Origin of the sequence: Virgibacillus salinus, from assembly GCF_900102415.1 — a bacterium.
In the GTDB taxonomy this organism is placed as follows: domain Bacteria; phylum Bacillota; class Bacilli; order Bacillales; family Amphibacillaceae; genus Lentibacillus; species Lentibacillus subterraneus.
Genome location: NZ_FNKD01000001.1, coordinates 855,610 through 881,990, shown reverse-complemented (window position 1 = coordinate 881,990; position 26,381 = coordinate 855,610). Strand labels below are relative to the sequence as shown.

Here is a 26,381-nt window from a genome sequence, read left to right as displayed (position 1 = left end):
AATCCACCTCTACCTCTCTATATTTTCTTATCCTTTTACTGCACTCGCTGAAATCCCTTCGACAATTTTGTTACTGAAGAAGAAGAACGCAATTAAAATTGGAACAATACTAATTACGAGGGTAGCTCCGATTGCACCCCAGTCAGTCATATATTGTCCAACAAAGTTTTGAATTCCCACCGTTAATGTCTTATACTTATCTGAACTAATAAAGGTATTAACAAATACAAATTCATTCCAATTGTAAATCATGTTTATAATAACCGTTGTTGACATTACTGGTATTGTCATCGGTATGATAATACGAAAAAACAAGCGATTAATAGAGCAGCCATCTATGATTGCAGCCTCCTCAATTTCACGTGGCAGGGTATAATAAAAACCTAACAGTATCATCATCGTTATTGGAAGGTTGTAAGCAGTATACGTAATGATAATCGAAAATGGATTATCAATTAAATTAACGGTTAGGAACATTTTAAATAGTGGTATCAGTGCTGAATGGATTGGTATCATTAAACCGACCATAAATAAACCTAATACTAACGAACTGAGCTTCCAGCGCATCCGTGTGATAGCGAAAGTGGCCATACTTGCTAATAAGACAGTTAGAAAAATAGCCACAACCGTATACCAAACACTATTGAAAAAATATACTCCTATATCACCTTGCCAAACCTTAATATAGTTTTCCCATTTCAGTTCCTGTGGGAGTGCGAGTGGAGATCCCCCGAAAATTTCCCTAGTATCTTTTAAAGAAAATAGAACAAGCCATACTAACGGAAAAATCTGAAAGACTCCTACTACCCCTAAGCAAAAGTAAAGAATTAAATATCCTATACGATTCATGTATTTAACCTCCTTCTCCCTTCTAATACTGCACTTCATCATCGGTAGCAGTTAACTTGCGGATGAATACTGTGACAATAAGTGTAATGATTAATAATAGGAAGCCAATTGCACTTCCGTAGCCAAAGTCAGAGACTGAAAATGCTAATTTATACATATAAGAAGCCATTACTTCACTTGCTCCACTTGGACCTCCGCCAGTCATAACATAAATTAAGTCAAAGTATTTCAATGACCCAACAATAGCCAATACAATAGTTACCTTTATAACCCCCATAATAAGAGGTAATTTTACTTTATAGGCTATCTGCAAAGGAGAAGCTCCATCAATTTTGGCTGCCTCAATTAGTGAATCAGGGATATTTTTAAGAGCTGCATAATAAATCAATATATAAAAGCCTGCATACTGCCATAAAATAGGAATAAAGATAGCATACAATACGATATTTGGATCCCCTAACCAGACGGGGGTATTCTCTATGCCTAAGCCTCTTAATAGACTATTTAAGATACCATTCGCCGGATTATAAATCTTAATCCAAAGTTGCGCAATCGCCACAGAAGACAGCAGCATTGGTATTAAATATATTTTCCTAAGCAGACCTGCACCTTTTATTTTCGAGGCCAAAATAAGGGATATTGCTAAGTAAATTACTAAACTTAATGTAGAAAAGGCCGCCAGTAAAAAGGAATGCATGGCACTATCCCAAAACTTATCATCTTGGACAGCGTTAATATAATTCTCTAGACCAATAAATTGCATATCACCGATTCCATCCCACTCCATTAAGCCATAATAGCCTGTCAGAATTAATGGTATGTAGATTAATATAGCAATCAGCAGAAGAGCAGGAAGTATATACAATGCAATCATTAGCTTGTTAGACATAACTTTATTCAAAACCTTCACCCCCAAATAATTGTATATAAATCGCTATGCTAGTAAACTAATTTTCTTATTGAAACCTTTGCGCTTCATATGTTTCACCAAACTTCATTGTAACCGTTTTCTTTTTTTATAATTAAAAAACTTTAATAAGTACTATACCATTCTTATTAAAGTGCAGTTTTAGAATATCAAAATACGAGCTGTTTGTCTAGTGGATAAACAAAGTTTATATCGTTTAGTTTATATCAGTAAACTTGTAGCTAGTAGTAATAGTATAGCAGATTACTATGGCCCTATTTTTTCACCAAAAAAATAAGGCTGTCGAGTTTCTTATCGACAGCCTGTGGACATACAATTAAAGCTTTTTCTTCTACTTATATTCTATTCACCTTCAGCAAGCGCTTCTTCTTGTAGTTCAGTAAACTTCTCTGGTGTTATTTCCCCGCCAAATAATGATTGAATTGCATCCAGGTGGACCTGTGCTACATCAGGATCCATTTGAACATCGGCAAATAGTGTAATATTCTCCGCCGCGCTTAATTCATCCAGTACATTAATATACATTTCTGGGAGATCAACAGAACTCGTATCAACTTTAGTTGCTGGGATAACCCCTGCATCTGTTACAGCTTGTTGTCCCCATTGTTCAACAAAGTAAGAAGCAAATTCTTTAGATTCAGTTTTAACCTCAGAGTTTTCTGCTACAAATAATCCAACTCCTGGTCCACCAACCCAGCTGTTCAAGCTTCCTTGACCATCAACAGTTGGGAAGTTAAAGAAACCAACCGAATCTCTGAATTCTTGTGGCACATCTTCGTTCGTTGTATAGTTAGGCAAATCCCATGATCCGATTAAATACATAGCGGCTTGACCATTCATAAATAAGCTTTTAGCCTCCTGATCAGCAAGGGCATTATAACCTTCATTAAACGCATCCAGTTCTGTTAAACTTTGTATTTCTTCCGCTGCTTTTACTAGTGCTGGATCTTCAAACGAGCCAGATCGATCAATTGCATTAGTTAGTGTTTCCGCTCCACCAATACGGTCAGCCAGGTACATATACCATAATGAACCAGTCCACCGGTCTTTATTTCCTAAAGCAATTGGTGCAATATTATTTTCTCGTAATGTATCAACAACGTTTTTGAATTCTTCATATGTCTTTGGAACTTCCAAACCATTCTCTTCAAATATTGCCTTATTATAGAAAATAGGTGCGATATTTAATTCTAACGGAAGTCCATATGTGTTCCCATCCATTGCATACGCTTCAGTTGTTCCAGACACAAAGTTTTCCTGTAAACCACTGTCTAACACATCATTTAAAGGAGCGAACATCTCCCCTTCAACATAAGGCTTTAAAAATCCTGCCGCCCATGTCATTCCAACATCAGGTAGTTCTCCGGATGCCGAAAGTACCTTCAGTTTTTCCTTGTATTGCTCATTGCCTAGAATCTCCAATTCAACTTTTACACCGGGATTATCCTCTTCGTACTTACTTACAATTTTATTAACAATTTCGTAGTGGTCTTTTGAACTACCCTCTGGCCACAAATGCATAAACTCAATTGTTTTTTTATCACTTTCAGCTTCATTTCCACTAGCATCTCCATCTTCAGAACAGGCAGCAAACACCATCAGTACCAAAACTAGTAAAGCAAATAATAATACTGATTTCTTCTTCAACATATTTATACCCCCTCGTTTTTGTAAACGCTTTCTAATTCCATGTGTATAGAATAGCAAACAAATCATCGTTTGTCTACTGAATAAACAAAGTTTATAATAATACTTAGTTGTCGATAATAGTTAAATAGAGGTCTCGCTTTTTATAACTGCTTTAAATGGTGTTATACTTATACTAATTAATAACGTTCTGAATAAAGGTGGCCTACAATAATTAAATATCTAAGGAAAAGGAGAACACGGTAATTATGGGAATAAATCAAACATGGAATCAATTCGTCGTTAAAAAAGGAAACAAATCATTAGTGCTGCATACAATTAAAGTTAGCTCACCGAGTTCACGGGCAGATGTTGCTCATAAAACTGGGCTCAATAAAGGAACTGTATCTTCTTTGGTAAATGAACTGCTTCAGGAACAGCTGATTACCGAATCAGGCCCAGGACAATCAAGTGGTGGCAGAAGACCTGTCATGCTACATTTCAACCAAATTGCCGGGTTCTCTATTGGTATAGATTTAGGTGTTAATTATTTACTTGGGACATTAACCGATCTTCAAGGAAACATTTGCTACGAAAAAAAAATCAATTACAGTCAGCTGTCGTATGAAGAATTAGAAAAAAGGCTAGTTGAAGTAATTGATTTTTTAACAAACTCTGCGCCTTCGAGTCCATATGGGATTGTCGGAATTGGCATAGGCGTACCAGGGACGGTAAGTACAAACGGTGAAGTATTATTAGCACCAAATTTAGGCTGGAAAAATGTAGACTTAAAAACAGTTATAGAAGAAAAATATGATGTACCTGTTACGATTGAAAACGAAGCAAATGCTGGTGCTTACGGAGAAAAAAAATTCGGGGTAGGAAAAACCGTCGACAATATTATTTATATCAGTGCAGGTATTGGAATAGGGGTAGGCTTAATCCTTAATGGGGAACTTTTTAAAGGCAGTAAAGGGTTTTCCGGTGAATTAGGACACATGACAATCCAATCCAATGGACTTAAGTGCCGCTGTGGTAATGAAGGTTGCTGGGAATTATACGCATCTGAACAAGCTTTATTAAACGAAGCTAAACAACTGGGCATATACCCAGAGGGTAATAATGAATTAACTCTCGAAGATATTAATAAACTAGCTGAGGCCAACAATCCAGATGCTATTCAGCTATTTGAAAAAATCGGGGATTATTTAGGAATCGGCGTGAATAATATAATAAATATTTTTAACCCAGACCAAATCATTATTGGTAATCGGATTGCTACCTCTGAAAAATGGCTTAAGAAAACACTAGAAAATAGAATGAAAACCCATACGTTATGGTATCAGCATAGTGATTTAAACATTTACTTTTCGGAATTAAACATCCACTCCACTGCTCTTGGAGTTGCTGCTATAACTGCAGAGAAATTTTTAAATGTAAATTTCGAGAAAAAGGCATTAGAAGTATAAAAGTAATATGTAACCCTAATTTGCCAAAAATCCGACAAATTAGGGTTTATATAAACCTAAGATATTTCGATTAGACGACCTTGCTTGATTGATTCATAGCAAGCATCAATCACACGCATATTATTTATCGTATTATTAAAATCATGATACACCTGAGTTTTTTTATCTATAATTGCCTGTGATAAATGCTCCACCTGGCTTCGGTATTGATCGCAATTCACTGTTTCAGTTCGTTGCACATTTCCCTTTTCAACAACCACTAACCCGTCGCCACCATTATTATCCGGACGGTATGCTCTAGGAACTTTAATCCGTCCCTCTGTTCCGACCACCTCATATTCACTCCGATGTGCCATATTAAAACTAGAGTCAAATATTGCTCGTACTCCATTTGGAAATGTCATATACCCCACTGCATCGGTTTCTACTCCATACGCAGGGTCAACTGCACCATGCACTTGAACAGTATTTGGTTCAGTCCGAAGTATATTCCTAATCGAATGAATACCATAACAGCCGATATCATAAATACTGCCGCCACCCTTTTGATTACTCATACGGATATTATTTTCCTTTTTGGCAAGGTAAAACGAGAAAGCAGCGCGCATCAGTTTCACTTCACCAATCTCACCAGAGTCAATTATCTCTTTCACACGATTATGCTGCGAGTGAAAGTAATACATAAATGCTTCCATGAAAAGAACCCCGTGCTCATCACAAACTTTTTTCATTTCCAAAACATCATTGGAGTTTATTGCTGCTGGCTTCTCACATAAAATATGTTTACCCTTCTTAGCAGCCTCAATTACCCACTGTTTATGCAAATGGTTTGGCAATGGAATATAAACAGCATCAATATTCGAGTCATTCAACAGCTTATCATAGCCATCATAGGCAGTTGGGATACCGAATTTTTCCGCTACCTTTTCAGCCTTCGTAATGTCACTCCCACTTGCTATAGCTGTCACTTCGGCATTATCTGAACGTGAGAATGCAGGTAAAAGTGCTTTTTGTGCAATATTTGCAGTGCTTAATACACCCCAACGGATTTTTGACATGAAAACTCCTCCTGTATGAATAGTTGCAATCTTTTATTAATTATACATGAAATTGTTTCGACAGCAAAAATGTTCAAATGTCGAAAAAACAGTCAATATGTCATTTCCCGGGAAATAAGAAGAATATTGTTGTTTTGTGAAAAAATCTAGCAATCAACCAATTATATTCATCAGAACCCATAATAAAAAGAAAGTAATTAGAATCGTCAAATTGGATACAGTTCCGATAAATCTCTGGTCATAGTTAAATTCAACAGAATAAGGCAAAACAGACACAGATACCGGCAGCATCAGACCAATAAGGACAGTATATCTAAACATATCATCATAAGGTAATATAAAAAAGAGTGATATACCGACAGTTAAGCCAAGTACATATCTAATGGTCAAGACCTTTATAATGAGTGTATAGTAGCTTTTATCAAACTTAAAATTTAAATAAATACCTAGTAATAAAAATGATAGAGGCATGTTTGCTACGGAAATTATCTCGGAAACATTTACTACCATTTCTGGAAGCTGAATACTTATAATATTCAATCCACAAACAATAATATAAGTCATTAATGGGATTGAACCGGTTAACTTCCTCATGATTACACCTGGACTAAGCTCTGCCTTATCGGATGAATAATAGCTGCCTATTAGATATAGTAAACCAAACACGATAAATGCATTTCCAACATCAAACATCCCGAAATATTTAATACCTTCTCTTCCCCAGATTCCTTCAACAAGCGGATATGCAAACAAGCCAATATTAAAGCCGGGTACCAGCATGCCAAGCATACCTTTATTTTCTCTGCTTTCCTTTCTAAATATAATAATAGATACAAAAGCCGAAAGTAATCCATAACAAAAGGCTATACCTATAAGAAGAAATAAGGAAGATTCAATTTTAATGTCACTAAAAGATACAATTATTAATGCCGGAAGAGTCAGATTGAATATTATTCTCGCTAAACCTTCACCATCTTTTTCCTTTATTATATTAAATCGCTTTAGTGTATATCCCAATGCTATGATTATTACGGCATACAGAAATTGTTCATTAAAGCCAGACATTATGTAGCTCACCCTTAGTTATGTATAGTTATATTGTTTCATCATTCATAAAAAAGCATTAGAATTCATTCACATGAGTTCTAATTCCATTATCACTTCCAATAATAACGCGATCCACCATGCCCACAAATAAACCAGTTTCCACAACACCAGTCATTAGTTTTAACTTTTCATGCAATCTGGTTGGTTGGGGAATTTTTTCAAAACTGCAATCTAAAATATAATTATCATTATCAGTAATAAATATTTCATTGTTATCTTTTTTTCGTAAATAGGGAACACAATTCAGCTGAGAAATATGATGTGCGGTTAGTTCCCATCCAAACTGGACCACTTCAACAGGTAATAAAAAATCCCCCAGTGCAGGAACCAATTTAGATTCGTCTGCTATAATGATAAGCTCCTTTGCCACCGAATCAACTATTTTTTCCCTAACGAGTGAGCCGCCTCCACCTTTTAGAAGGTTGAGCTGTTCATCTATTTCGTCAGCTCCATCAATAGCTAAGTCAATTTCAATTACGTTTGAGGAGTCAGTTAAGGGAATGCCGTATTCTCGTGCTAATTTTTCCGTTTTATATGAAGTTGGTATGCCTTTAATATCCAATCCTTCGTTAACGCTTTCTCCAAGCTTTTTAAGCATCCAGTCGATGGTTGACCCAGATCCCAACCCCACAGTCATTCCGTTTTTGATATATCTAACAGCCTCTTCTGCAACCTTTATTTTATTCCTGTCTATTTTATTTAGCATGTATATCACTCCTAGTCCAATGGATTAACGGCCCAGCCATCCGCCATCCACTGCTAATAAATGGCCATGAATATATGCTGACGCCTCTGAAGCAAGAAATACTACAGTACCCTTAAAATCTTCTGGATTGCCCCAACGATCTGCAGGTATTCGATCAAGTATTTGTTTACTTCTAACAGGATCGTTTATTAAAGCCGTATTCATGTCTGTCGTTATATAGCCTGGAACAATTGCATTTACATTTACGTTTTCTTTTGCCCACTCATTTGAAAGTGCCTTAGTTAGTTGGGCTACCGCGCCTTTGGCCGCAGCATATGCAGGAACGGTTATCCCACCTTGAAATGAGAGTAAGGAAGCGATATTAATAATCTTTCCACTACCTTGTCCAACCATGTACCGACCGGCCTGCTGGCATAAAGTCCATACAGTTTTAAGGTTAACATTTATCACATCGTCCCAATCTTGCTCAGTGAATTCGACGGATGGTGAGCGACGTTGTATCCCAGCGCTATTTACTAAAATATCAATTCTCCCATAAAGCGCAACGACTTCAGGAATAGCATTTTTAACTTGGTCTGGATTCTCCAAATCACAGGCAATAATTTTACACTGCCGGCCTGTATTTGCTTCAATTTCTTCCTTAACGTCTGTTTGTTCGGGGTTTCGCTGTAACAGCGCAATATCCGCACCTGCATCTGCTAAAGCAAAAGCCATTGACCGGCCAATTCCTCTTGTCGCCCCTGTAACTACTGCAATCTTTCCACTTAACTGAAATAAATTTGCCACGAGAATCCCCCTCATTTTATGGAACCTACATATCATAACATTTCCTAAATGCAAGCTATCTGTTTGTATAAATCTAATGATAATCGAGTTAGATGATAATTGAAAGAAAAAAATTTTCATCTTTTCTCTTTATTTTAAACTTATTTTCATATAAGATTATAATTAAACGCATAAACACAAATTAAGGAAGTGGGTTATTAGTGAATACAATTACTCCAGCCACAAACGTCTTAAATAGAATCCGTTCAGCTTATAGTTCTTTTAGTGAAAAAGAAAAACTGGTTGCCGACTACATTCTTGATAAGCCAGAAAAAATTATTCATGCAACAATTAATCAGGTTGCCGATGATTTGATGATAGCAGATGCTACTGTTTTTCGCTTTTGTAAGCGATTAGGCTTCAAAGGTTACCAATCACTTAAAATTGTATTAGCTTCTGAAATAGTCAATCCCATCAAAGATATTCACGAGTCAATAAATGAAAATGATTCAGAGCTGGAAGTTACCAAAAAAGTATTCCAGTCAAATATAAAAGCAATCGAATATACAAGAGATTTACAATCACAGGATTCTATCCAGCAGGCAGTTGACTTTCTAACACGATCCAATAATCTAAGTTTTTACGGAAATGGCGGTTCTGGGATTGTCGGCTTAGATGCACAGCATAAGTTTATAAAAACTGGCCTGATTAGCCAGGCCTATACAGACAGTCATTTACAGCTCATGTCTGCATCTCAATTAAATGAACAATCTGTTGCCATATTTATTTCACACTCTGGTTCTAATAAAGACTTGCTCGACGTAATTGAAGTTGCAAAAAAGAGAAATGCCAAGACAATAGGAATTACAAACTTTGCCAAATCACCACTAAGCAAAGTAGTTGATATTAGTCTGTTCACTGCAGCACAAGAAACTGAGTACCGATCAGAGGCACTTGCCTCACGAATTGCCGAGCTAAGTATTATCGACGCCTTATATGTCAATTACTGCCTGCAAAAAAAGGAGCAAACAAAAGAGTCCTTATCCAAAATGCGTGATGCAATTTCAAGCAAACGATTATAAGGATACAAAGGTAAAGGCGCCCTACTGGAAGGCAATGGGCGCTGGATGTAGGGACTTGACGCGGCAACAAACTAATCAACATAAATAACTGCCAACATTATATCAACTTTTACATACGAAAAGGAGAATCAAGCATGTCCTCTTATATTATAGGGCTTGATATAGGTACTACGAGCGTCAAAGCTTTAATGTTTGATTATAGTGGGAGAATCATAGCTGAGCACGAAAAGAAATATCCAATCCTTTACCCCGCTTTGAATTGGGCTGAACAAGATCCACTTGAAATTGAAATAGCAGCTATCCACGTTTTAAAAACAGTAATACTAGAATCCAATACTCCCAAAAAACTACTAAAGGGAATTGGAATCTCTTCAGCTATGCACTCACTGATATGTGCCACAGACGATGGAGAGCCCCTCTCAAATTCGATTATTTGGGCTGATTCACGAAGTCAGAATCAGGCAGATCACCTTAAACAATCAAATTCAGCTTTATTCTTTAAAACAGGTACTCCTCTTCATCCGATGACCCCTCTAGCAAAATTAGTCTGGATGAAAGAGCTGGCTTGGCAGCCTTACAAAGACGCAAACAAATATTTTTCCATTAAAGAATTTCTTGTGAAGCGATGGTTTAATGAAGAAGTGGTTGATTATTCAGTAGCAGCTTCAACTGGTTTATTTGATGTGGAGAAAATGGATTGGAATGAAGAAGCACTTACCGAAGCTGGCATAACAAGAGACAATCTCTTCTCACCTGTTCCACCTACTTATCTTCTAAAAGGTTTGAAATCTAGTATTGCCAAAGAAATAGGCATCGACCAACAGGTTCCATTTACAATTGGAGCTTCTGACGGCCCTTTAGCCAATTTAGGTGTAGGAGCGTTAAAACCCGGTGATACCGCAATCACAATTGGAACAAGCTGTGCCATAAGACAGTTTACAGCCAAACCGCTGTTAGATAAAAAAGAAGAAATATTCACCTATCGATTCGATTCGAAATCATGGATAACTGGGGGTGCCTCGAATAACGGGGGGATTGTTTTAGCTTGGCTCCAGTCTTTATTTAGCTCGGAAGGTGACGAACTTTCTATGGAAGACATGAGTCAACTGGCAGCATCCTCGCCGCCCGGAGCTAACAATTTATTATTCCTTCCATACATCACAGGGGAAAGAGCCCCCATCTGGGACTCACAAGCCAAAGGAACATTTATCGGCTTGACCTCTACACACCAAAAAGGTGATTTAATTAGAGCAGCTATGGAAGGCGTCATTCTTAATGTGTACCAAATTGGACAAGCGCTGAACAGACTAGGCAATGAACATGTAAATCTTTTTGCTAATGGCGGCTTCAGTCATTCCGATATTTGGGTCAGTATTCTTGCCGACACTTTCGGAAAAACCGTACATTTACCTGAGAGTCATCAAAGTTCAGCTTGGGGCGCTGCTTGGTTAGCTTTATTCAGTCTTAATGAAGTTTCTACCCTTGCTGATATTAAAAAGGTCGTCCCAATGAAGGATACGATAGAACCTAATTTAAACAATCATCTATTATATAAACGTTTATATGAGATATTCAAAGACGTTTATGGACAAATTAATACAACCTATACCAGGTTAGATAACCTGCAGAGGCCATAGTAGTTTCACAGATTAGTTAGTCAATTTCTTCCGCCTTCTCCGCCTCTTCTGGAAGAGCGGGAACAGCATCCTTGTTGGTATCAAAAAAGAGGTGATAAGTTAGCGTTTCGGGATAAGAGACAAGTGGACCTAATGAATCAGGGTGTACTGGATTAACTACCCATTCAAGAGAAAATGGTTCTCCTCTCTTAAAATTCATCTCTAAATAAGTATCGTCTTGCTTACTAAGTAGTGTACCCCGAAAGTCGATTGATGGAAACGCTTTGAAAATGGCTTTATATGTGATATGGTCCCCATTTTTATCTTTAGTGATTTGCTCTGCATGTTTTAATAAATCAACTGTCCATTTAAATGGATTATCAAGTGGTGCCAGTTCTTCTGTGAAACTGTGGGGGAAAGTTCCAACAAACCAATGGCCACTGCTCTTTAAGTAAAATTGCTCCTCAAATACATAAGCATCAAATGAAAATTCATCACCATCAGATATTGGTGTGGTAATCTGATAATAAGAGTTTTCTTCTGACCAGACTCCCTGGCTTTCAGAATATACTTTATTGTCCCACTTGTAGGCTGATTCAATCTGGTACATACGTGTTTCATTATCTTCTAGCAATGTAACCCATTGACTATATTGATAGTCTTCCTTGCTTAGGAACAACGCGTAACCAATCGACAATCCGATAACAATAGACAGAAGTGGCAAAAGCCATTTTTTAACAGGTTTATAAATAGCCATCTAAGTCATAGTCCCCATTCGTTTGCCAGTAGCCTTGTTCTCGGCCTGCAGTCAATTGGATTCTGGTAACCCACTTCACTGATTTATATCCGTACATATTTGGATGGTAAAGTCGACAAGGGAATCCCTGTGATCTTTTCAATGGCAAGCCATCAAGCTCAAATATAAGCATGGCTTCTTCATCAAGCAGTTGGGAAATAGTAAAGGAGTCATAGTATAATTCATCTCCTGAATAAACCGTTACATAGATATCATTAGGATGATTCGCATAATACGGTTCTAGCAGATTCTTCAAATAAATGCCACGCAATTCTACGCCCCTGACACTCCAGCCTGTAACACAATGAAAATCATCGACGATTGAATACCATGGTAATTTTCGCATATCTTTCATCGTTAATTCTTCCCTTACCTGATTAAGATCTTCGATGGCGACCTTCCAGTCTTCTTCCTCATACCGTGGATAATCGTTGGTTACATTATAGATTCGAAAATAGCCCCTTCTTTTCTCTTCGTTCTCTGGGATAGACAGTATAGGGGAAATCCAGCGAATCCAGCCTCCTAAAAATAGAAAAACGAGGAATAACAGAAGCGACTTCGTAATATCACGTCTCCCTAATTTGTTTTCGGATATCCAATCAGGGACTTGTTTACGCCCTCTCCACCAATTCGGCCACGGAATCCTTACATTAAATAGATGCCCATAACCGTGAATTAAGATCCAAGGAATGACAATCCAGGTCGACCAATCATGAATGATTACACTGTTGTTCCGCACCCATACTGGGACGAGATGCTGAAAATACATCAGAATACCAGAACTTAGCCATAGTGAAAAAAGAAGGACAAATAACCATATGTTGAACTTTTTAATTGGGGCACGTTTTTTACCATACAAAAATGCCTGATAAATAGAGATCAGCATAATTCCAATATAAAAAATGGCGATAACTATATGAATCGCCACGAGTGGTATTTTCCACTCATTAAACAGTGTCCTGAAAAAAGAAACATATAAGCTAATGCCAGTAAGTAAAAGCAGAATAAGAACTGTTGCGTGTATATGATGAATCCAAGCTAATTGTTTCCGATTCATTTTCATATCCCCTAACTTTTATTCAAGTCACGAAAGGAATCGAACAACTTCATCAAGAGCTTCTTTGCAATCTTCCCCTACAACTCTAATTGTAAGATGATCACCATTTTGTAATTGCAGCGTGATTAATCCTAAAAAACTTTTCAGACTGATCTCTAGAACAGATCCTCCGACTATTTTCTTTAGGTAAATTTCCGAGTGATATTTTTGTGTCATTTGACTTAGGTCAATAATTGTCTCCTCTTCCGTAATATTAACCACCACTTCTTGCGTAATTTCGTTCATTACCTCCTCCTCCTTTCTCTATTTATCCCTAAGCAGAACTTTCCCTTTAATTTTTTTATTAACTAAATATGTTGGATAATAACCTGTTAATACGTCTGCTACATTTTGAGCTACTTTACTTTTAAGCTCTAATTCAGCCTCCTTTGAATTCCACGCTATATGCGCGGTTAGAGTAACATTCTTCATCTCAAGCAACGGATTATTAAGGTCTATAGGTTCCGTTTCAAGTACATCCAAGGAAGCCCCGGAAATCACATTTTCTCTTAGAGCATCAACTAACGCTTGCTCATCAACAACAGGTCCTCTTGAGGTATTAATAAGAAATGCTTGTTCTTTCATCTGTTTAAATTGTTCTTTTCCGACCATCCCTTTTGTCTGTTTGTTCAGCGGAGCATGAACGGAGACAAAATCAGATAGCTCGCACAGTGTTGACAGATCCACCAGCTCAACGTCTAATTGTTCCGCTGCATGAACAGGAATAAAAGGATCGTGAGCGACCACCTTCAATCCAAAGGCTTGTGCTTTTTTCGCTAACAGCTGTGGGATATTGCCAAAGCCTACTAACCCTAAAACCTGATTACTTAACCGATAAATTGGGGCAGTGACCTTGTAATCCCAAACTCCTCTTCTGACAGCCTTATCCTGCTCGACTATTTTCCGTACCGAAGCCATTAAAAGAGCAAATGCATGGTCCGATACTTCCTCAATGCAATAGTCCGTCACATTGCAAACCATAATGCCCTTCTCAGTAGCAGCATTAACATCAATGACATCATAGCCTATTCCATACCTTGATACTACTTTACAATTTGTGAGTTGATCGATCACTTTTCTGGAAATTGGTGCATACTGACAAATGATTCCATCAGCATCTTTAGCTGCATGAATGACTTCTTCCTCTGTCGTACATTGGGCAGAAACAACTTCAGCTCCAATACGTTCCAATATTTCAATTTCTGGAGCTATCGTATCATAATTAAAATCTGTTACTACTACCTTAAACTCACTCATATCCTTGCCTCCTTACGTTTGCAAAAATATAGAAAATATATACCTCAAGCTTTTGCTTCTCTACCATTCAGCCACTGAATTATCTTTATGACGCCATACCGGATTTTTCCAGTTATGCCCTATCTTTGCTTGTTCACGTACATATTCCTCGTTAATGGTGATTCCGAGCCCCGGTCCTTTTAACATTGCTACATAGCCATCTTTATAGTCCAGCACGGATGGATCAGACAAGTAATCCAATAAATCATTACCTTTGTTGTAGTGAATGCCTAAACTTTGCTCTTGAATGAATGCATTATGCGATGTAGCATCTACCTGTAAACAAGAAGCTAAAGCAATCGGTCCAAGTGGACAGTGTGGAGCTACAGCTACATCATAAGCTTCAGCCATTGAAAAGATTTTTTTACACTCCGTAATGCCGCCTGCATGAGACAAGTCGGGCTGGATAATATCCACATAGCCACCCGTAAATAGATCTTTAAAATCCCAGCGCGAAAACATTCTTTCACCTGTTGCTATTGGTATATTGGTTAAACCAGCGATATCTCTAAGTATTTCATTATTTTCCGGCAATACTGGTTCTTCAATAAACATTGGGCGATATTGCTCGAGTTCTTTCACCAATACTTTCGCCATAGGCTTATGAACTCTCCCATGAAAGTCAATGCCGATTCCAATGTTGCCCCCTACTGCTTCACGAACAGCTGCTATTCGTTCAACTGCTGCATCAACTTTGTCGTATGAATCAACATATTGTAATTCCTCGGTTCCATTCATTTTAACAGCGGTAAACCCTTTATCGACAGCTTCTTTGGCCGACTTCCCAACCTCAGTTGGACGGTCACCGCCAATCCATGAATAAACTTTTATCGTGTCACGACATGCCCCGCCCATTAGTTCTGAAACAGATGCATTATAATATTTCCCTTTAATATCCCATAGCGCCTGATCAATACCTGCAATCGCACTCATTAGAATAGGACCACCTCGGTAAAAACCAGACCGATACATTACTTGCCAATGATCTTCAATTAGAAGTGGGTCTTTTCCCAGCAAATAATCTCCTAATTCTTCAACGGCAGCTTTGACTGTTGCCGCTCTTCCTTCGACCACTGGTTCACCCCAGCCAAAAATCCCTTGATCGGTCTCAATTTTAAGAAACAACCATCTTGGGGGGACTACAAAGGTTTCTAATTTTGTTATTTTCATTGTTAGACTCCTTTACAATCTTGCTCGTTTAATCCGCATCACGAACTGTTCTGCGATTTCCGTAAGTTTTTCAAAGTTTCCGTCTGCGATTGCCTCTGCATCCGTCAGAGAGCTTCCAACACCGACAGCTACCGAACCCGTACGAATAAGGTGCTCAACATTATCAAGTGATACACCGCCAGTTGGCATCATTGAAATGTGGCCTAATGGACCTTGTAAATCTTTGATATAATTTTCGGAAAGAGCATTGGCTGGGAAAACCTTGATTAAGTCTGCACCAGCCTGATATGCCTTCACTATTTCAGTAGGGGTCATGGCACCAGGGATAGAGATTTTCCCGTATTTATTAGTCAGCTGAATAGTTTCTGCATCAAAAATAGGTGAGAAAATGAAATCAGCACCCGCCTGTATAGCCGTTTTTGCTGTTTCTGTATCTATGACTGTCCCAGCACCAATCAATACGTTATTTCCATGCTCAATTTTCAGTTGATTTATCATCTCAAATGATCCATCAGAATCAACTGTTATTTCTATTGCCCCTGTTCCGCCTTTGATTAAAGCATTACTAATCTCGTAAATTTTATCTTTATCAAGTTTACGGAGTACTGCAACAAGACCAGACTTTTTCAAAAATTGCAGCTGTTCCCATTTATCCATTGCACATCCCCCTGGAACTTTAGTTATCGATTTACATCACTATTATTTGAACCATTATCTAAAAATTGTTCTAGTTCATCTTCCCTCGGCAGTCCTTCAACGTCACCATGCATTCCAACAGTAATAGCTCCGATTGCATTTGCCCGAGCCAATGTATCAGGTAAAGAATCATTTCGCAGCATACCACTGATAATCCCTGCAGCAAATCCATCTCCAGCGCCAACCGGGTCAATCACTTGAGCGACAGGGTAGCCCCTGACAAATCCGCTCGCTTCACCTTTTTGATAGTAAGCACCTTCACTACCAAGCTTAACAACAATTGTTTTCTTTCCATCCTTGTTAAGGGCAGCAGCGATTGCTTCTGGTCCTGTTTCCCCTGTTAAAAACGTTCCTTCATCAAGTCCAGGAAGGATGACATCTGCTTGCTCAGCCATTTTCAGTAGAACCGCTCGCGCCTTTTCCGCCTTCCAAAGTTTTAGTCTAAGATTTGGATCAAAAACAATCGTCGTGTTATTTTTTTTGGCAATGTCCATTACTTGAAAGACCGTCTGCTCACACGTTTCACTTAAAGCTGGCGTAATACCTGTTACATGAAGAAATTTTGCATTCGCTATATATGACTTATCCAAATCCTGTGGCGTCATTAAGCTTGCTGCCGAATGTTTCCGGTAGTAAAACACATTTAAATTCTCATGTGACTTTTTTTCCTTAAAAAGAAGACCTGTTGGAGCCTCATCCGTTTGAAGACAAGCTGACGTATCAATTCCTTCTCCGCGAATAAATTGAAGAATGTAGCGTCCAAAGGGATCATTCCCAAGCTTGCTAAACCACCCGACTTTATGACCAAGCCGCGTAAGCCCAATACTTACATTTGATTCTGCTCCACCTATATGTTTATGAAATTGACCAACATATTCCAGTGGAAACATCTGAACTGGTTCAAACAGGACCATGGTTTCGCCAAATGTGACGACATCCAAAGATTTTTCCATATTAACCTCCAAGACTCGGCAAGAATAATGATAACTGTGGAAAAACAATTATTATGATAAGTGTAACCAGCATGGCAAAGAAAAATGGCATAATTGCCTTTGCAATTGTTTCAATAGGCAAACCGGAGATGCCCGAAGCAACGAATAGGTTAACACCTAGTGGTGGCGTGATAAATCCTATTGCAAGGTTAACGACCATAATGATTCCAAAGTGCATTGGATCATAACCAATTTGAACTGCAATTGGCAGTAATATAGGCGTCAAAATGATAATAGCTGCCAATGTATCCATAAAACAGCCGACAACTAATAACAATAGTGTAATTAACATCATAATAATAATTGGACTTTCAGAAACTGCCATCATTGCATTTGCTACCTTTAAAGGTATTTGTTCAATGGTGAGAAATCGCCCAAACGCAGTTGCTGTCCCCACAATAATTAAGATTGTTGCAGTCATTAGAGCTGCATCTGTTAATACCTTTGGAAGCATACGAAATGACAGTTCACGATAAATTGCCATACCAGCAATTAACCCATAAACGACCGCAATAACTGCAGCTTCTGTAGGAGTGAAGTATCCACCATAAATTCCTCCCAAAATAATAACCGGAATTAAAAGTGCCCATTTTGCTTCCCAAGTTGCTACCCAAATCTTTTTTAGTGAAGTTGGTTCGTCCATTCCTTTAAAGCCCATTTTCTTAGAGTAGAAGTATGCATAAACCATCAATCCCATGGCGACTAACAAACCAGGTATAATACCCCCAATGAATAAGTCACCAATCGATGTACTCCCAACAACACCATAAATAACCATCGGAATACTTGGTGGAATAATGACCCCTAAAGAACCAGCTGCTGCAACAACAGCCGTGGAAAACTTCTTATCATAGCCATTTCTTACCATTGCAGGTATCATAATACTTCCGATTGCAGCCACTGTGGCAGGACCAGACCCGGAAATTGCCGCGAAAAACATACACGTAATTATTGTAGCAATCGCAAATCCACCTGTTTTATTACCAACTAATGCGTTTGCAACATTAAATAAACGCTCCGATATTCCACCTTTACCCATGATTTCCCCAGCTAAAATAAAAAATGGAACAGCCATTAATGGAAAGGAATCGATTGAAGTTACTAATTCCTTCATTAGAAATTCAATCGGTAGGGTACCAGAGTAGAAAATAGTGATTAATGTTGCTATACCTAATGAAATCCCAATGGGTACAGTTAAAATTAAAAGTACTGCAAAACTGCCAAATAAAACACCCGATACCATTTTGTGTAACCTCCTAACCTATTCAATAGGATCCTTCTGCGCTCTTTCATACTCAAGTGTAACTACATCTGAAACCTTTCTTGATCCAAATAAAGCAGTAAAATTCTGTACGAGATTCTGTATCAGACGAATTGCTGTTAAACCCATGCCAACCGGAGTTGCCATATATACTAAACCCATCGGTATATGTAATGCCGGTGATTGTTGTCCAAATGCTAAGAGCTTTTCTCCAATGGAGTAACCATAAATGATTGTGAATATCGCAAAAGCCAAAAATAGTAAATTAGCAAAAATAGTGAGAATAACTCTTCCTTTTTCTTTCAGCAAATGCAGCATAATATCAATCTTTATATGTCTTTGCTTTTTCACACCTAAACTTATCCCTATATAAACAAGCCATATAAAACTAAACCGTGCTAGTTCTTCCGACCAGGATAGCGAATTATCGAAGGTTCGCATGACAACTTGCAGAAAGATAACTACAACCATTACAACTGATAATATGACAAGTAAGACTTCTTCAATATATTCATCAATCCATTTTATAATTTTCATGTGGTAATCACCTCTTCATCATTCAAATCATGATAATCATGATTTTGAGTTGAAATCCTAAAGCCTTTATTCCGTGTATATTATAGTGAAAAAAGACTCTGAAGATTAACTCCCCAAAGTCTTTTTAAATGTAATGCACATCCACAATACCTGCCCCAAATAAACATAAGATATAAAAATACCACACCTTATATTGTTAAGGGAATTGTCGTAGGAGCAGGTCAATTAATTACAATAACTATTAGACTCCTTATTACTTACTTCGATGCCTCATCAATCGCATCATAGACTTCCTGTACCAGATCTTCACCAATCTTTTCTGTATACTCATCCAAGACAGGCTGAATAATATCTACCATTTCCTGGCGAGCTTCTGGAGTGATTTCAGTATAAGTCATTCCTTCATTTTGTAGGTCTTCTACATACTTTTCATTTGCTTCACGATTTAGTTTACGTTCATATTTTCCAGCTTCTAGAGCAGCGTCTCTTACAATAGTTTGTTGTTCATCTGTTAATCCATCATAAAATTCTTTGCTCATAAGGAACACAAATGGACTGTAAACATGGTGTGTGCTAGATACATAATCTTGAACTTCATAGAATTTTTCCAAGTAGATTGTTGCAACCGGATTCTCCTGACCATCAACTGTACCTTGCTGCATCGCAGTGAATAACTCTGTAAATGCCATTGGAGTTGGGTTAGCACCTAATGCGCGAAATGCATCTAAATGCAAGTCATTTTCCATGGTACGAATTTTTAATCCTTCAAAGTCTTCAGCAGTTGCTACTTCACGCTTACTGTTCGTTAAATCACGGAAACCATTTTCCCAATAAGCTAAACCTACTAAATTCTGATCTTCAAGCATATCCAAGAATTTTTGCCCAACTTCTCCATCCAATACTGCATCAGCTGTTTCTTCATCTGGGAATAGGAATGGAAAGTCAAAAATACTATATTCAGGTACAAAGTTAGCAAGAGGAGCCGTTGATGGAATTGTTACTTCTTGAGATCCTAACTGAAGTGCTTCCGTCATTGTACGGTCATCACCAAGTTGGCCACTTGCATAAGTTTCAACCACGATTGCTCCATCGGTTTTTTCTTCCACAATTTCCTTAAACTTTAATAGTCCTTTATACTGTGGATGATCCTCATTCAGTCCGATTCCTGCACGAATTGTCTTTGTTTCTCCTGAAGAGTCAGCTTCTTCTGTTTCTTCAGTACCATCTGTTGCTTCTGCGTTGTTGTCACTAGAATTGTCAGACGATGATTCATCACCATCACCGCTACATGCACCAAGAAAAATAACCATTAGAGCTACAACTGCAAACATTAAAATCTTCTTCATTTTTATAAATCCCCCTATTTTTTGATTAATTTTTAATAACGTCATGTCCACCAAATTCATTTCGTAAAGCAGCAACAACCTTACCTGTAAAGGTATCTTCCTCAAGCGATCGATATCGCATCATTAGTGATAAGGCAATGACTGGTGCTGCAACCTGCATATCAAGTGCTGACTCAACAGCCCATTTTCCTTCACCTGAAGAATTCATAACCCCTTTGATACCATCAAGATTAGCATCTTTTGCAAATGCACCTTCAGTCAATTCCATTAGCCACGAACTGATAATAGAACCATGATTCCAAACTTTAGATACGCTTTCATAATCATAATCAAATGGACTTTTACTGAGGATATCGAAGCCTTCCGCGATAGATTGCATCATTCCGTACTCAATGCCATTATGTACCATTTTTAGGAAATGACCACTCCCCAATGGACCAGTATATAAATATCCATTTTCTACAGTAACACTTTCGAAAATTGGCTCTATTTCTTTAAATACCTCTTGTTCTCCGCCAATCATTGCACAAATACCATTTCTAGCTCCATTTATTCCACCACTAGTACCTACATCATAGAAATGAATTCCTTTCTCCTTTAATTGATTCCCTCGACGAATAGAATCTTTATAGTTTGAATTCCCCCCATCAATAATAATGTCACCCGGGTCAAGTTTATCCTGTAAATCACTTACCAACGCTTCTGTAGCTTCGCCAGCTGGGACCATCGCCCATATTATTCGAGGGCTTTCTAACTGTTGTATTACTTCCTCAGTTGAATATGCCGGGATGGCACCTTCAGATGAAATTTCTTTCACCTGTTCGTGATTGATGTCGTATGTGATAACTTCATGACCTTGGTCAATTAAGTTAAGTGCTAGGTTGTAACCCATCTTGCCTAGACCAAGTAGTGAAAGTTTCATCCATGTAACCCCTTTCAAAATAATGAAAAAATATTTCTTAAATTCATTATATATGAAAAGAAATTTTATTCAATACTTTTTAGATAAAATATGAAAAAAATTTTATCTAGGAAAGTATTTGCTTTATGCGTTGTTGATGTCGCGCGTTCTGGACTATTTGAACACGAAAACTACCAGAAAAGAAATAGATTACAAAGTTTGTTTAAATATTAGTCAGCGGACAGAGTGCTATTATTTTACATATATCAACATAAAATAGGGGGAATTTTATCAAATAATGTAACTGATGCCCGCGAAAATAATTTTAGGTATTCCTCTATTTAATTAGACTAATATTTCACTATCCCATTAAACCAAAAAAGCTAATACCAATAAAAATGACCATCAGTACAAAATGATGGTCATTTCACATTATTATATTTGTGATAATCAGCGTCTCTATTATGATGACAGACGCTTTTTCTATTTGATACTTTTAGCGTTTAACCCTTTAACTTCTCCTGAACCTCCTTCATCACATCCGGATCAAAGCCATTTCCAAATGAATTGCCAACTCGCACTGATTTTCCGAAATGATACTGAGTGGCACCAACAGCCTCGTGGATTTCTTTGATATTTGCAGGTGTAAGTCCTGACCCCGGTATGATGACAGGTCCATAACCCTTTTCTGCAAGCTCTTGAAGCTGTTGTTTCCCTGCTTCAGCATTTGCTTTGCCACCTGACGTTAATATCCGCTTCACATTCTGTCGGTATTTTGTCAAGGTTTCATATGCAAGTTGCTGTGATGGTAATTCGTCAAATGCACGGTGAAAAGTGATATCCAGATTAGGATAAAGCCGGATAAGTTCCTCCAGCATAGTCGTATTAATTGTATAATCCTGATTTAATGCCCCAAATACAATGCGATTGCTGCCAAGTTTTTGAATGACATCGATATCGTCACGAATAATTTCGAAATCCTCATCTGTATAGCAGAAATGATAGCTATGCGGGCGGACCATAACCTGCACAGGGGTGGCTACACTTTCCAGCACTTGCTTGATTGTTCCATAACTTGGAGTCAAGCCACCCTCCTGCATAGCTGAGACAAGTTCAAGTCTATCTGCTCCCAGCTTCTCAGCTTGAATTGCTTCCTGCCCATTTTGGACAATTACTTCTACTTTCATCAGATCACCAGCCTTCATATGTATTGTCTGGGAAGTGACATGCATCTCACTATTGAAATAGTTTTATCAATGCTTGTGTTCCGCTGTCGTTTTCTCCTTTTTCGGCTAGTTCTTTGTATAGTTCCAGTGAAAGTGAAAGCCCTGGTGTAGAGAGTCCCATTTCTTGTGCCGACTCAAGTGCAATGGTCATATCTTTGATAAAATGCTTCACATAAAATCCTGGTTCAAAATCACCTGCAAGCATCCGTGGGGCTAGCTTTGATAACGAAAAACTGCCTGCTGCACCGGTTGTAATACTATCCAGAACTCGGGAAGGATCGAGCCCTGACTTTTTGGCATAGGCTATTGCCTCACAAACTCCAATCATATTCGATGCAATTGCGATTTGATTTACTAATTTCGTATGCTGACCTGCACCAGCTTTCCCCTGTAAAATAATATTTTCTCCAAGTACATCAAAGATTGGGGAAATTTCATTAAATACATGCTGTTCACCGCCAGCCATTATGGCAAGTGTTCCGTTTTGGGCACCAACATCACCACCGGATACTGGCGCATCTAATACATGAATATTTTTTTCCTCTGCTTTTTGGTTGATGTAAATGGCAAGCGCTGGTTTGGATGTAGTCATATCAACTACATATGTACCAGACCTTGCATTTTCGATAATTCCTTCTTCCCCAAAATAAACACTTTCCACATCTGATGGATAACCGACCATGGTTATAATAACGTCAGATGTCTGCGCTAAATCAGCGACGGAATCTTTCCAAACTGCACCGTTATCCAATAACTCCTGAGCTTTTTCTTTTGTCCGGGTATAGATATTTATGGAATAACCTGCTTTTTGCAGATTTAACGTCATACTTTTGCCCATTACGCCTGTTCCAATAACCCCAATAACTGACTGCTTTGAAGGCATAACTTCTCACACCTCTCCCTTTATGTTAACTGTTTCCATTATATTAGAAAATTCGGCTTATCGCCACGCTCAATGACGAAAGCTCTTGTTACACTTATTCCAGTAAGAAAGTATTTATGTTAATTGCGAACAAATTACAAAGAAACTTTTCAGCTAGCTGCTCAAATAAAAAGCTCTGACCAATAAGGACAGAACTAGCTTTTTACTACTCGTTTAATATCCCGGAAATTCTTCAGTAATGATATTATCATCATTTACCCCTGCTTCAATTAGCATTTCCCGCATATCCCATACCATACCAGGTGGACCAGACAGATAATATATTGGCACATTTACATCTGAAATATACTTTTTAAGCATATCAGCATCAATATGACCACTTTCCCCATTCCAATTTGAGTCGGCTCTTGTCATTACAGGAACAAATGTAAATTTACCATTTTTCTCTGCAAATGCTTCAAAGTCATTCAGAAATGGTGCATCGTCAGGTGTTTTATTCGAATACAATAACGTCATGTCATGTGAAGTTTTGTCAATGGTTGCTTGGGCAATCATGCTCCGTACTGGAGTGATGCCAATACCTCCTATTATAAATACGGCAGGTGTTGATTCCGTTTTATGAAGGGAAAAATCGCCATATGGTCCATTAAATTCAACCTCCTCACCATCTGGTAAATCCTTTAATACCTGCTTATAAGCAGAATCACGTATTCTTGTCGCAGTAGCTAATTTATTTTCAGCCGGCGCATATACAAAGGAAAAGTCTCTTGAATTCCCTTTTTCATCTGACTCACTCGGTTCAATTAAATTAAACTCACCAAATTGTCCTGCCTTAAATTCAAGTCCATCAGGATTTTCCCAGTGAAACAGCATAGTGTCATTCGCAATAACTTCTTTTTTAATTAATTTAATTGTATTAGACACTTTATTCAGCTCCCTTCCATCTCAATCAAACAATCTATTTAGCTTTACCCAATATAGCCAAATTTCAATCAAAAGCGTCGTCGTGCCTGTCACTCCCCGGTATTTGTCATTATATGTCGAACAGAAACTGAAAAGGATGCGCTCCATTACGGAAACGCATCCTTCGACTTATTCTATATCAGATACTTTTACAACTGCTTTCCCCAGATTTGCTCCCTGGAATAAATCCAGAAATGCATCAATTGTCTGGTCGAATCCTTCTGTAATTGTTTCTTCGTATTGTATTTTTCCTGCCTGCAGCCATCCAGCTAATGCTTCAGATCCTTCTTTAAAACGGGAAGCATAATCACCAACAGTGAAACCTTTCATTAACGCGCTTGATTTAATCAGGTAGCCTTGGACACGTAAACCAATATCGGCCTCCTGGTTATTATAGGAAGAAATCGCTCCACAAACAGGGATACGCGCAAATTTATTCAATAGTGGAAGAACGGCATCACCAATTTCCCCGCCAACATTTTCATAATAAACGTCAATTCCGTTAGGACACGCATTTGCCAATGCCGTTTTAATGTCCACCGTTTTATAGTTAATCGCAGCATCAAATCCTAGCTCATTTTTAAGGTATTCTATTTTTTCATTCGAACCGGCAATACCAACGACATATGCTCCTTTAATTTTGGCAATCTGGCCTACAACAGAACCGACAGCACCGGCTGCTCCTGATACAACGACTGTTTCACCTTCCTTTGGCTCGGCTATATCAAGCAGTCCGAAATAAGCTGTTAGGCCTGTCATTCCTAACACACTTAAATAAGCAGATGCTGGGGCAAGTTTCGTGTCAATTTTCCGTATCCCGGATTGGTCTACAACCGTATACTCCTGCCATCCTAACGCGCCCGTTACAACATCATTTTTTTCAAAATGTGCGGACTTCGATTCAATAACCTGTCCTATCACAGCGCTTGTAATTACGGAGTCCAATTCAAATGGCGGGACATAAGACTTCACATTATTCATTCTTCCTCTTAAATAAGGGTCCACCGATATATAGTTAGTACGAATAAGCACTTCACCTTCAGCCGGCTCTCCAATTGGTACTTCGGCAAATTCAAAGTCCTCTTTTGTAGGCGTTCCTGATGGTCTTTTTATAAGTTTAATTTGTTGTTGCAAACGAGTCATCCTTTCTTTTTTTAAAACCTTAGTTACTATCCAAATATAACACCAATGCAACTCTATATACCAATAAGTAAGCTGTCATCTTATTAAAAGGCTGACAGCTTAATCAAATTTATTCCTTATCCCTGATTGTTAGGGCGAACAACCACTTCATTAACATCTACATTTTCCGGCTGATTTACAGCATAGAATACAGCCTCAGCAATGTCCTCACTATTCAGTGGCGTCATTGACCCGGCACTTTTTTTAAAGTTAGAAAGAACTTCTTCATCTGTGATCGTATTTGTAAGCTCCGTCTGAACTGCACCTGGAGAAATGGATGTTGTACGGATGTTGCTTTGTGCCACTTCTTTTGCTAGTCCCTCCATCATAATACGAACTGCAAACTTCGTCCCTGAGTACACCGCACTGCTTGGAAATACCTCATGCCCAGCAACGGAAGATGTCGTTAAAATATGGCCAGCGTTTTTCTCTAGCATATGCGGAAGTACTGCTGCTACACCATAAAGCACTCCCTTGATGTTGACATCAACCATTCTGTCCCACTCATCTATCTTCAGATTTTTCATGAAGGATAAAGGCATTAACCCTGCATTATTGAAAAGAACATCTATTTGACCGTATTCCTTTATAGCAAAATCAGCAAGTTCCTGCATTTGTTCTCTCGATGTAACATCTGTTTTCTTTATAGCAATGCTGCCATTTTCAGAGCTGATTTTATTTTTAATTTCTTCTAATCGTTCTTCTCTGCGTGCAGCAAGGACAACATTGGCTCCTTCATTAGCAAACTTTTCGGCTGTTGCTTCACCAATACCGCTGCTTGCACCAGTAATAACAATTGTTTTCCCTGTCATATTACCCACATATATCAC

The 26,381-nt window shown here is 38.2% G+C and carries 26 protein-coding genes; 3 read left to right on the top strand and 23 right to left on the bottom strand.

All coding sequences use genetic code 11. The annotated features are described in order from the left end of the window. Positions 1-27 precede the first annotated feature (27 nt). The 3 genes from BLS02_RS04225 to BLS02_RS04215 form a co-directional block, all read right to left on the bottom strand. On the bottom strand, positions 28-849 hold the full coding sequence (locus tag BLS02_RS04225; protein WP_092491706.1) for a carbohydrate ABC transporter permease: 822 nt from the start codon (positions 847-849) through the stop codon (positions 28-30). Positions 850-871: 22 nt separating this feature from the next. Continuing rightward, positions 872-1,750 carry a carbohydrate ABC transporter permease gene (locus BLS02_RS04220; RefSeq protein ID WP_092491705.1) on the bottom strand — a complete coding sequence of 293 codons (879 nt, stop codon included), beginning with the start codon at positions 1,748-1,750 and terminating at the stop codon, positions 872-874. A 369-nt stretch (positions 1,751-2,119) separates the two neighbouring features. After that, the gene (locus BLS02_RS04215; RefSeq protein WP_092491704.1) at positions 2,120-3,427 is read right to left on the bottom strand and encodes an extracellular solute-binding protein; all 1,308 of its coding nucleotides are present in this window, start codon (positions 3,425-3,427) and stop codon (positions 2,120-2,122) included. Between the two features lie 245 nt (positions 3,428-3,672). On the opposite strand from BLS02_RS04215, the gene BLS02_RS04210 reads away from it, so the two are divergent. Continuing rightward, a complete protein-coding gene (locus BLS02_RS04210) occupies positions 3,673-4,872 on the top strand; it encodes an ROK family transcriptional regulator (protein WP_092491703.1) in 1,200 nt (399 codons plus the stop codon). Positions 4,873-4,928: 56 nt separating this feature from the next. Here BLS02_RS04210 and BLS02_RS04205 read toward each other — a convergent pair whose 3' ends face one another. The 4 genes from BLS02_RS04205 to BLS02_RS04190 all read right to left on the bottom strand — a co-directional run bounded on the left by BLS02_RS04205 (position 4,929) and on the right by BLS02_RS04190 (position 8,544). Continuing rightward, complete coding sequence (locus tag BLS02_RS04205) at positions 4,929-5,930, bottom strand: Gfo/Idh/MocA family protein (RefSeq protein ID WP_092491702.1); 1,002 nt, start codon at positions 5,928-5,930, stop codon at positions 4,929-4,931. A gap of 153 nt (positions 5,931-6,083) precedes the next feature. After that, a complete protein-coding gene (locus tag BLS02_RS04200; protein ID WP_092491701.1) occupies positions 6,084-6,995 on the bottom strand; it encodes an AEC family transporter in 912 nt (303 codons plus the stop codon). 58 nt (positions 6,996-7,053) lie between these two features. Then, entirely contained in the window at positions 7,054-7,743 is a 690-nt protein-coding gene (rpiA, locus tag BLS02_RS04195; protein ID WP_092491700.1) for a ribose-5-phosphate isomerase RpiA, read from the bottom strand. A gap of 24 nt (positions 7,744-7,767) precedes the next feature. Continuing rightward, the gene (locus tag BLS02_RS04190; protein ID WP_092491699.1) at positions 7,768-8,544 is read right to left on the bottom strand and encodes a glucose 1-dehydrogenase; all 777 of its coding nucleotides are present in this window, start codon (positions 8,542-8,544) and stop codon (positions 7,768-7,770) included. Between the two features lie 194 nt (positions 8,545-8,738). Here BLS02_RS04190 and BLS02_RS04185 point away from each other — a divergent pair, with 194 nt between their 5' ends. Further along, the gene (locus tag BLS02_RS04185; RefSeq protein ID WP_092492228.1) at positions 8,739-9,590 is read left to right on the top strand and encodes a MurR/RpiR family transcriptional regulator; all 852 of its coding nucleotides are present in this window, start codon (positions 8,739-8,741) and stop codon (positions 9,588-9,590) included. A gap of 134 nt (positions 9,591-9,724) precedes the next feature. After that, positions 9,725-11,227 (top strand): gluconokinase, encoded by a 1,503-nt coding sequence (locus BLS02_RS04180; protein WP_092491698.1) that lies wholly within the window; start codon positions 9,725-9,727, stop codon positions 11,225-11,227. 16 nt (positions 11,228-11,243) lie between these two features. Here BLS02_RS04180 and BLS02_RS04175 read toward each other — a convergent pair whose 3' ends face one another. The 16 genes from BLS02_RS04175 to BLS02_RS04100 all read right to left on the bottom strand — a co-directional run bounded on the left by BLS02_RS04175 (position 11,244) and on the right by BLS02_RS04100 (position 26,363). Beyond that, positions 11,244-11,963 (bottom strand): hypothetical protein, encoded by a 720-nt coding sequence (locus BLS02_RS04175; RefSeq protein WP_092491697.1) that lies wholly within the window; start codon positions 11,961-11,963, stop codon positions 11,244-11,246. Further along, on the bottom strand, positions 11,950-13,059 hold the full coding sequence (locus BLS02_RS04170; RefSeq protein WP_175559432.1) for a molybdopterin-dependent oxidoreductase: 1,110 nt from the start codon (positions 13,057-13,059) through the stop codon (positions 11,950-11,952). Before BLS02_RS04170 ends, BLS02_RS04175 begins: the two co-directional genes overlap by 14 nt. Before the next feature lie 27 nt (positions 13,060-13,086). Continuing rightward, positions 13,087-13,344, bottom strand: a complete 258-nt coding sequence (locus BLS02_RS04165; RefSeq protein ID WP_092491695.1) for an HPr family phosphocarrier protein — start codon at positions 13,342-13,344, stop codon at positions 13,087-13,089. An 18-nt stretch (positions 13,345-13,362) separates the two neighbouring features. After that, positions 13,363-14,355 (bottom strand): C-terminal binding protein, encoded by a 993-nt coding sequence (locus BLS02_RS04160; protein ID WP_092491694.1) that lies wholly within the window; start codon positions 14,353-14,355, stop codon positions 13,363-13,365. Between the two features lie 60 nt (positions 14,356-14,415). Next, positions 14,416-15,564 (bottom strand): galactonate dehydratase, encoded by a 1,149-nt coding sequence (dgoD, locus tag BLS02_RS04155; RefSeq protein ID WP_092491693.1) that lies wholly within the window; start codon positions 15,562-15,564, stop codon positions 14,416-14,418. 12 nt (positions 15,565-15,576) lie between these two features. Then, complete coding sequence (locus BLS02_RS04150) at positions 15,577-16,221, bottom strand: bifunctional 4-hydroxy-2-oxoglutarate aldolase/2-dehydro-3-deoxy-phosphogluconate aldolase (protein WP_092491692.1); 645 nt, start codon at positions 16,219-16,221, stop codon at positions 15,577-15,579. A 23-nt stretch (positions 16,222-16,244) separates the two neighbouring features. After that, on the bottom strand, positions 16,245-17,213 hold the full coding sequence (locus BLS02_RS04145) for a sugar kinase (protein ID WP_092491691.1): 969 nt from the start codon (positions 17,211-17,213) through the stop codon (positions 16,245-16,247). A gap of 1 nt (position 17,214) precedes the next feature. Continuing rightward, entirely contained in the window at positions 17,215-18,495 is a 1,281-nt protein-coding gene (locus BLS02_RS04140; protein WP_092491690.1) for a TRAP transporter large permease, read from the bottom strand. 18 nt (positions 18,496-18,513) lie between these two features. After that, positions 18,514-19,050: a TRAP transporter small permease gene (locus BLS02_RS04135; RefSeq protein ID WP_092491689.1), complete on the bottom strand. Its 537-nt coding sequence runs from the start codon at positions 19,048-19,050 to the stop codon at positions 18,514-18,516. A 257-nt stretch (positions 19,051-19,307) separates the two neighbouring features. Next, positions 19,308-20,396, bottom strand: coding sequence for a TRAP transporter substrate-binding protein (locus tag BLS02_RS04130; RefSeq protein WP_092491688.1), 1,089 nt, complete (start codon positions 20,394-20,396; stop codon positions 19,308-19,310). Between the two features lie 25 nt (positions 20,397-20,421). Then, complete coding sequence (gnd, locus tag BLS02_RS04125) at positions 20,422-21,318, bottom strand: phosphogluconate dehydrogenase (NAD(+)-dependent, decarboxylating) (protein WP_092491687.1); 897 nt, start codon at positions 21,316-21,318, stop codon at positions 20,422-20,424. Between the two features lie 482 nt (positions 21,319-21,800). Then, positions 21,801-22,484, bottom strand: a complete 684-nt coding sequence (locus tag BLS02_RS04120) for a copper homeostasis protein CutC (protein ID WP_092491686.1) — start codon at positions 22,482-22,484, stop codon at positions 21,801-21,803. A 49-nt stretch (positions 22,485-22,533) separates the two neighbouring features. Further along, a complete protein-coding gene (locus tag BLS02_RS04115) occupies positions 22,534-23,406 on the bottom strand; it encodes an NAD(P)-dependent oxidoreductase (RefSeq protein ID WP_092491685.1) in 873 nt (290 codons plus the stop codon). 213 nt (positions 23,407-23,619) lie between these two features. Next, the gene (locus BLS02_RS04110; protein WP_254788715.1) at positions 23,620-24,330 is read right to left on the bottom strand and encodes an FAD-dependent oxidoreductase; all 711 of its coding nucleotides are present in this window, start codon (positions 24,328-24,330) and stop codon (positions 23,620-23,622) included. Positions 24,331-24,498: 168 nt separating this feature from the next. Then, positions 24,499-25,512, bottom strand: a complete 1,014-nt coding sequence (locus BLS02_RS04105; RefSeq protein ID WP_092491684.1) for an NADP-dependent oxidoreductase — start codon at positions 25,510-25,512, stop codon at positions 24,499-24,501. Between the two features lie 116 nt (positions 25,513-25,628). After that, entirely contained in the window at positions 25,629-26,363 is a 735-nt protein-coding gene (locus BLS02_RS04100; protein WP_092492226.1) for an SDR family oxidoreductase, read from the bottom strand. Between the last annotated feature and the right edge of the window lie 18 nt (positions 26,364-26,381).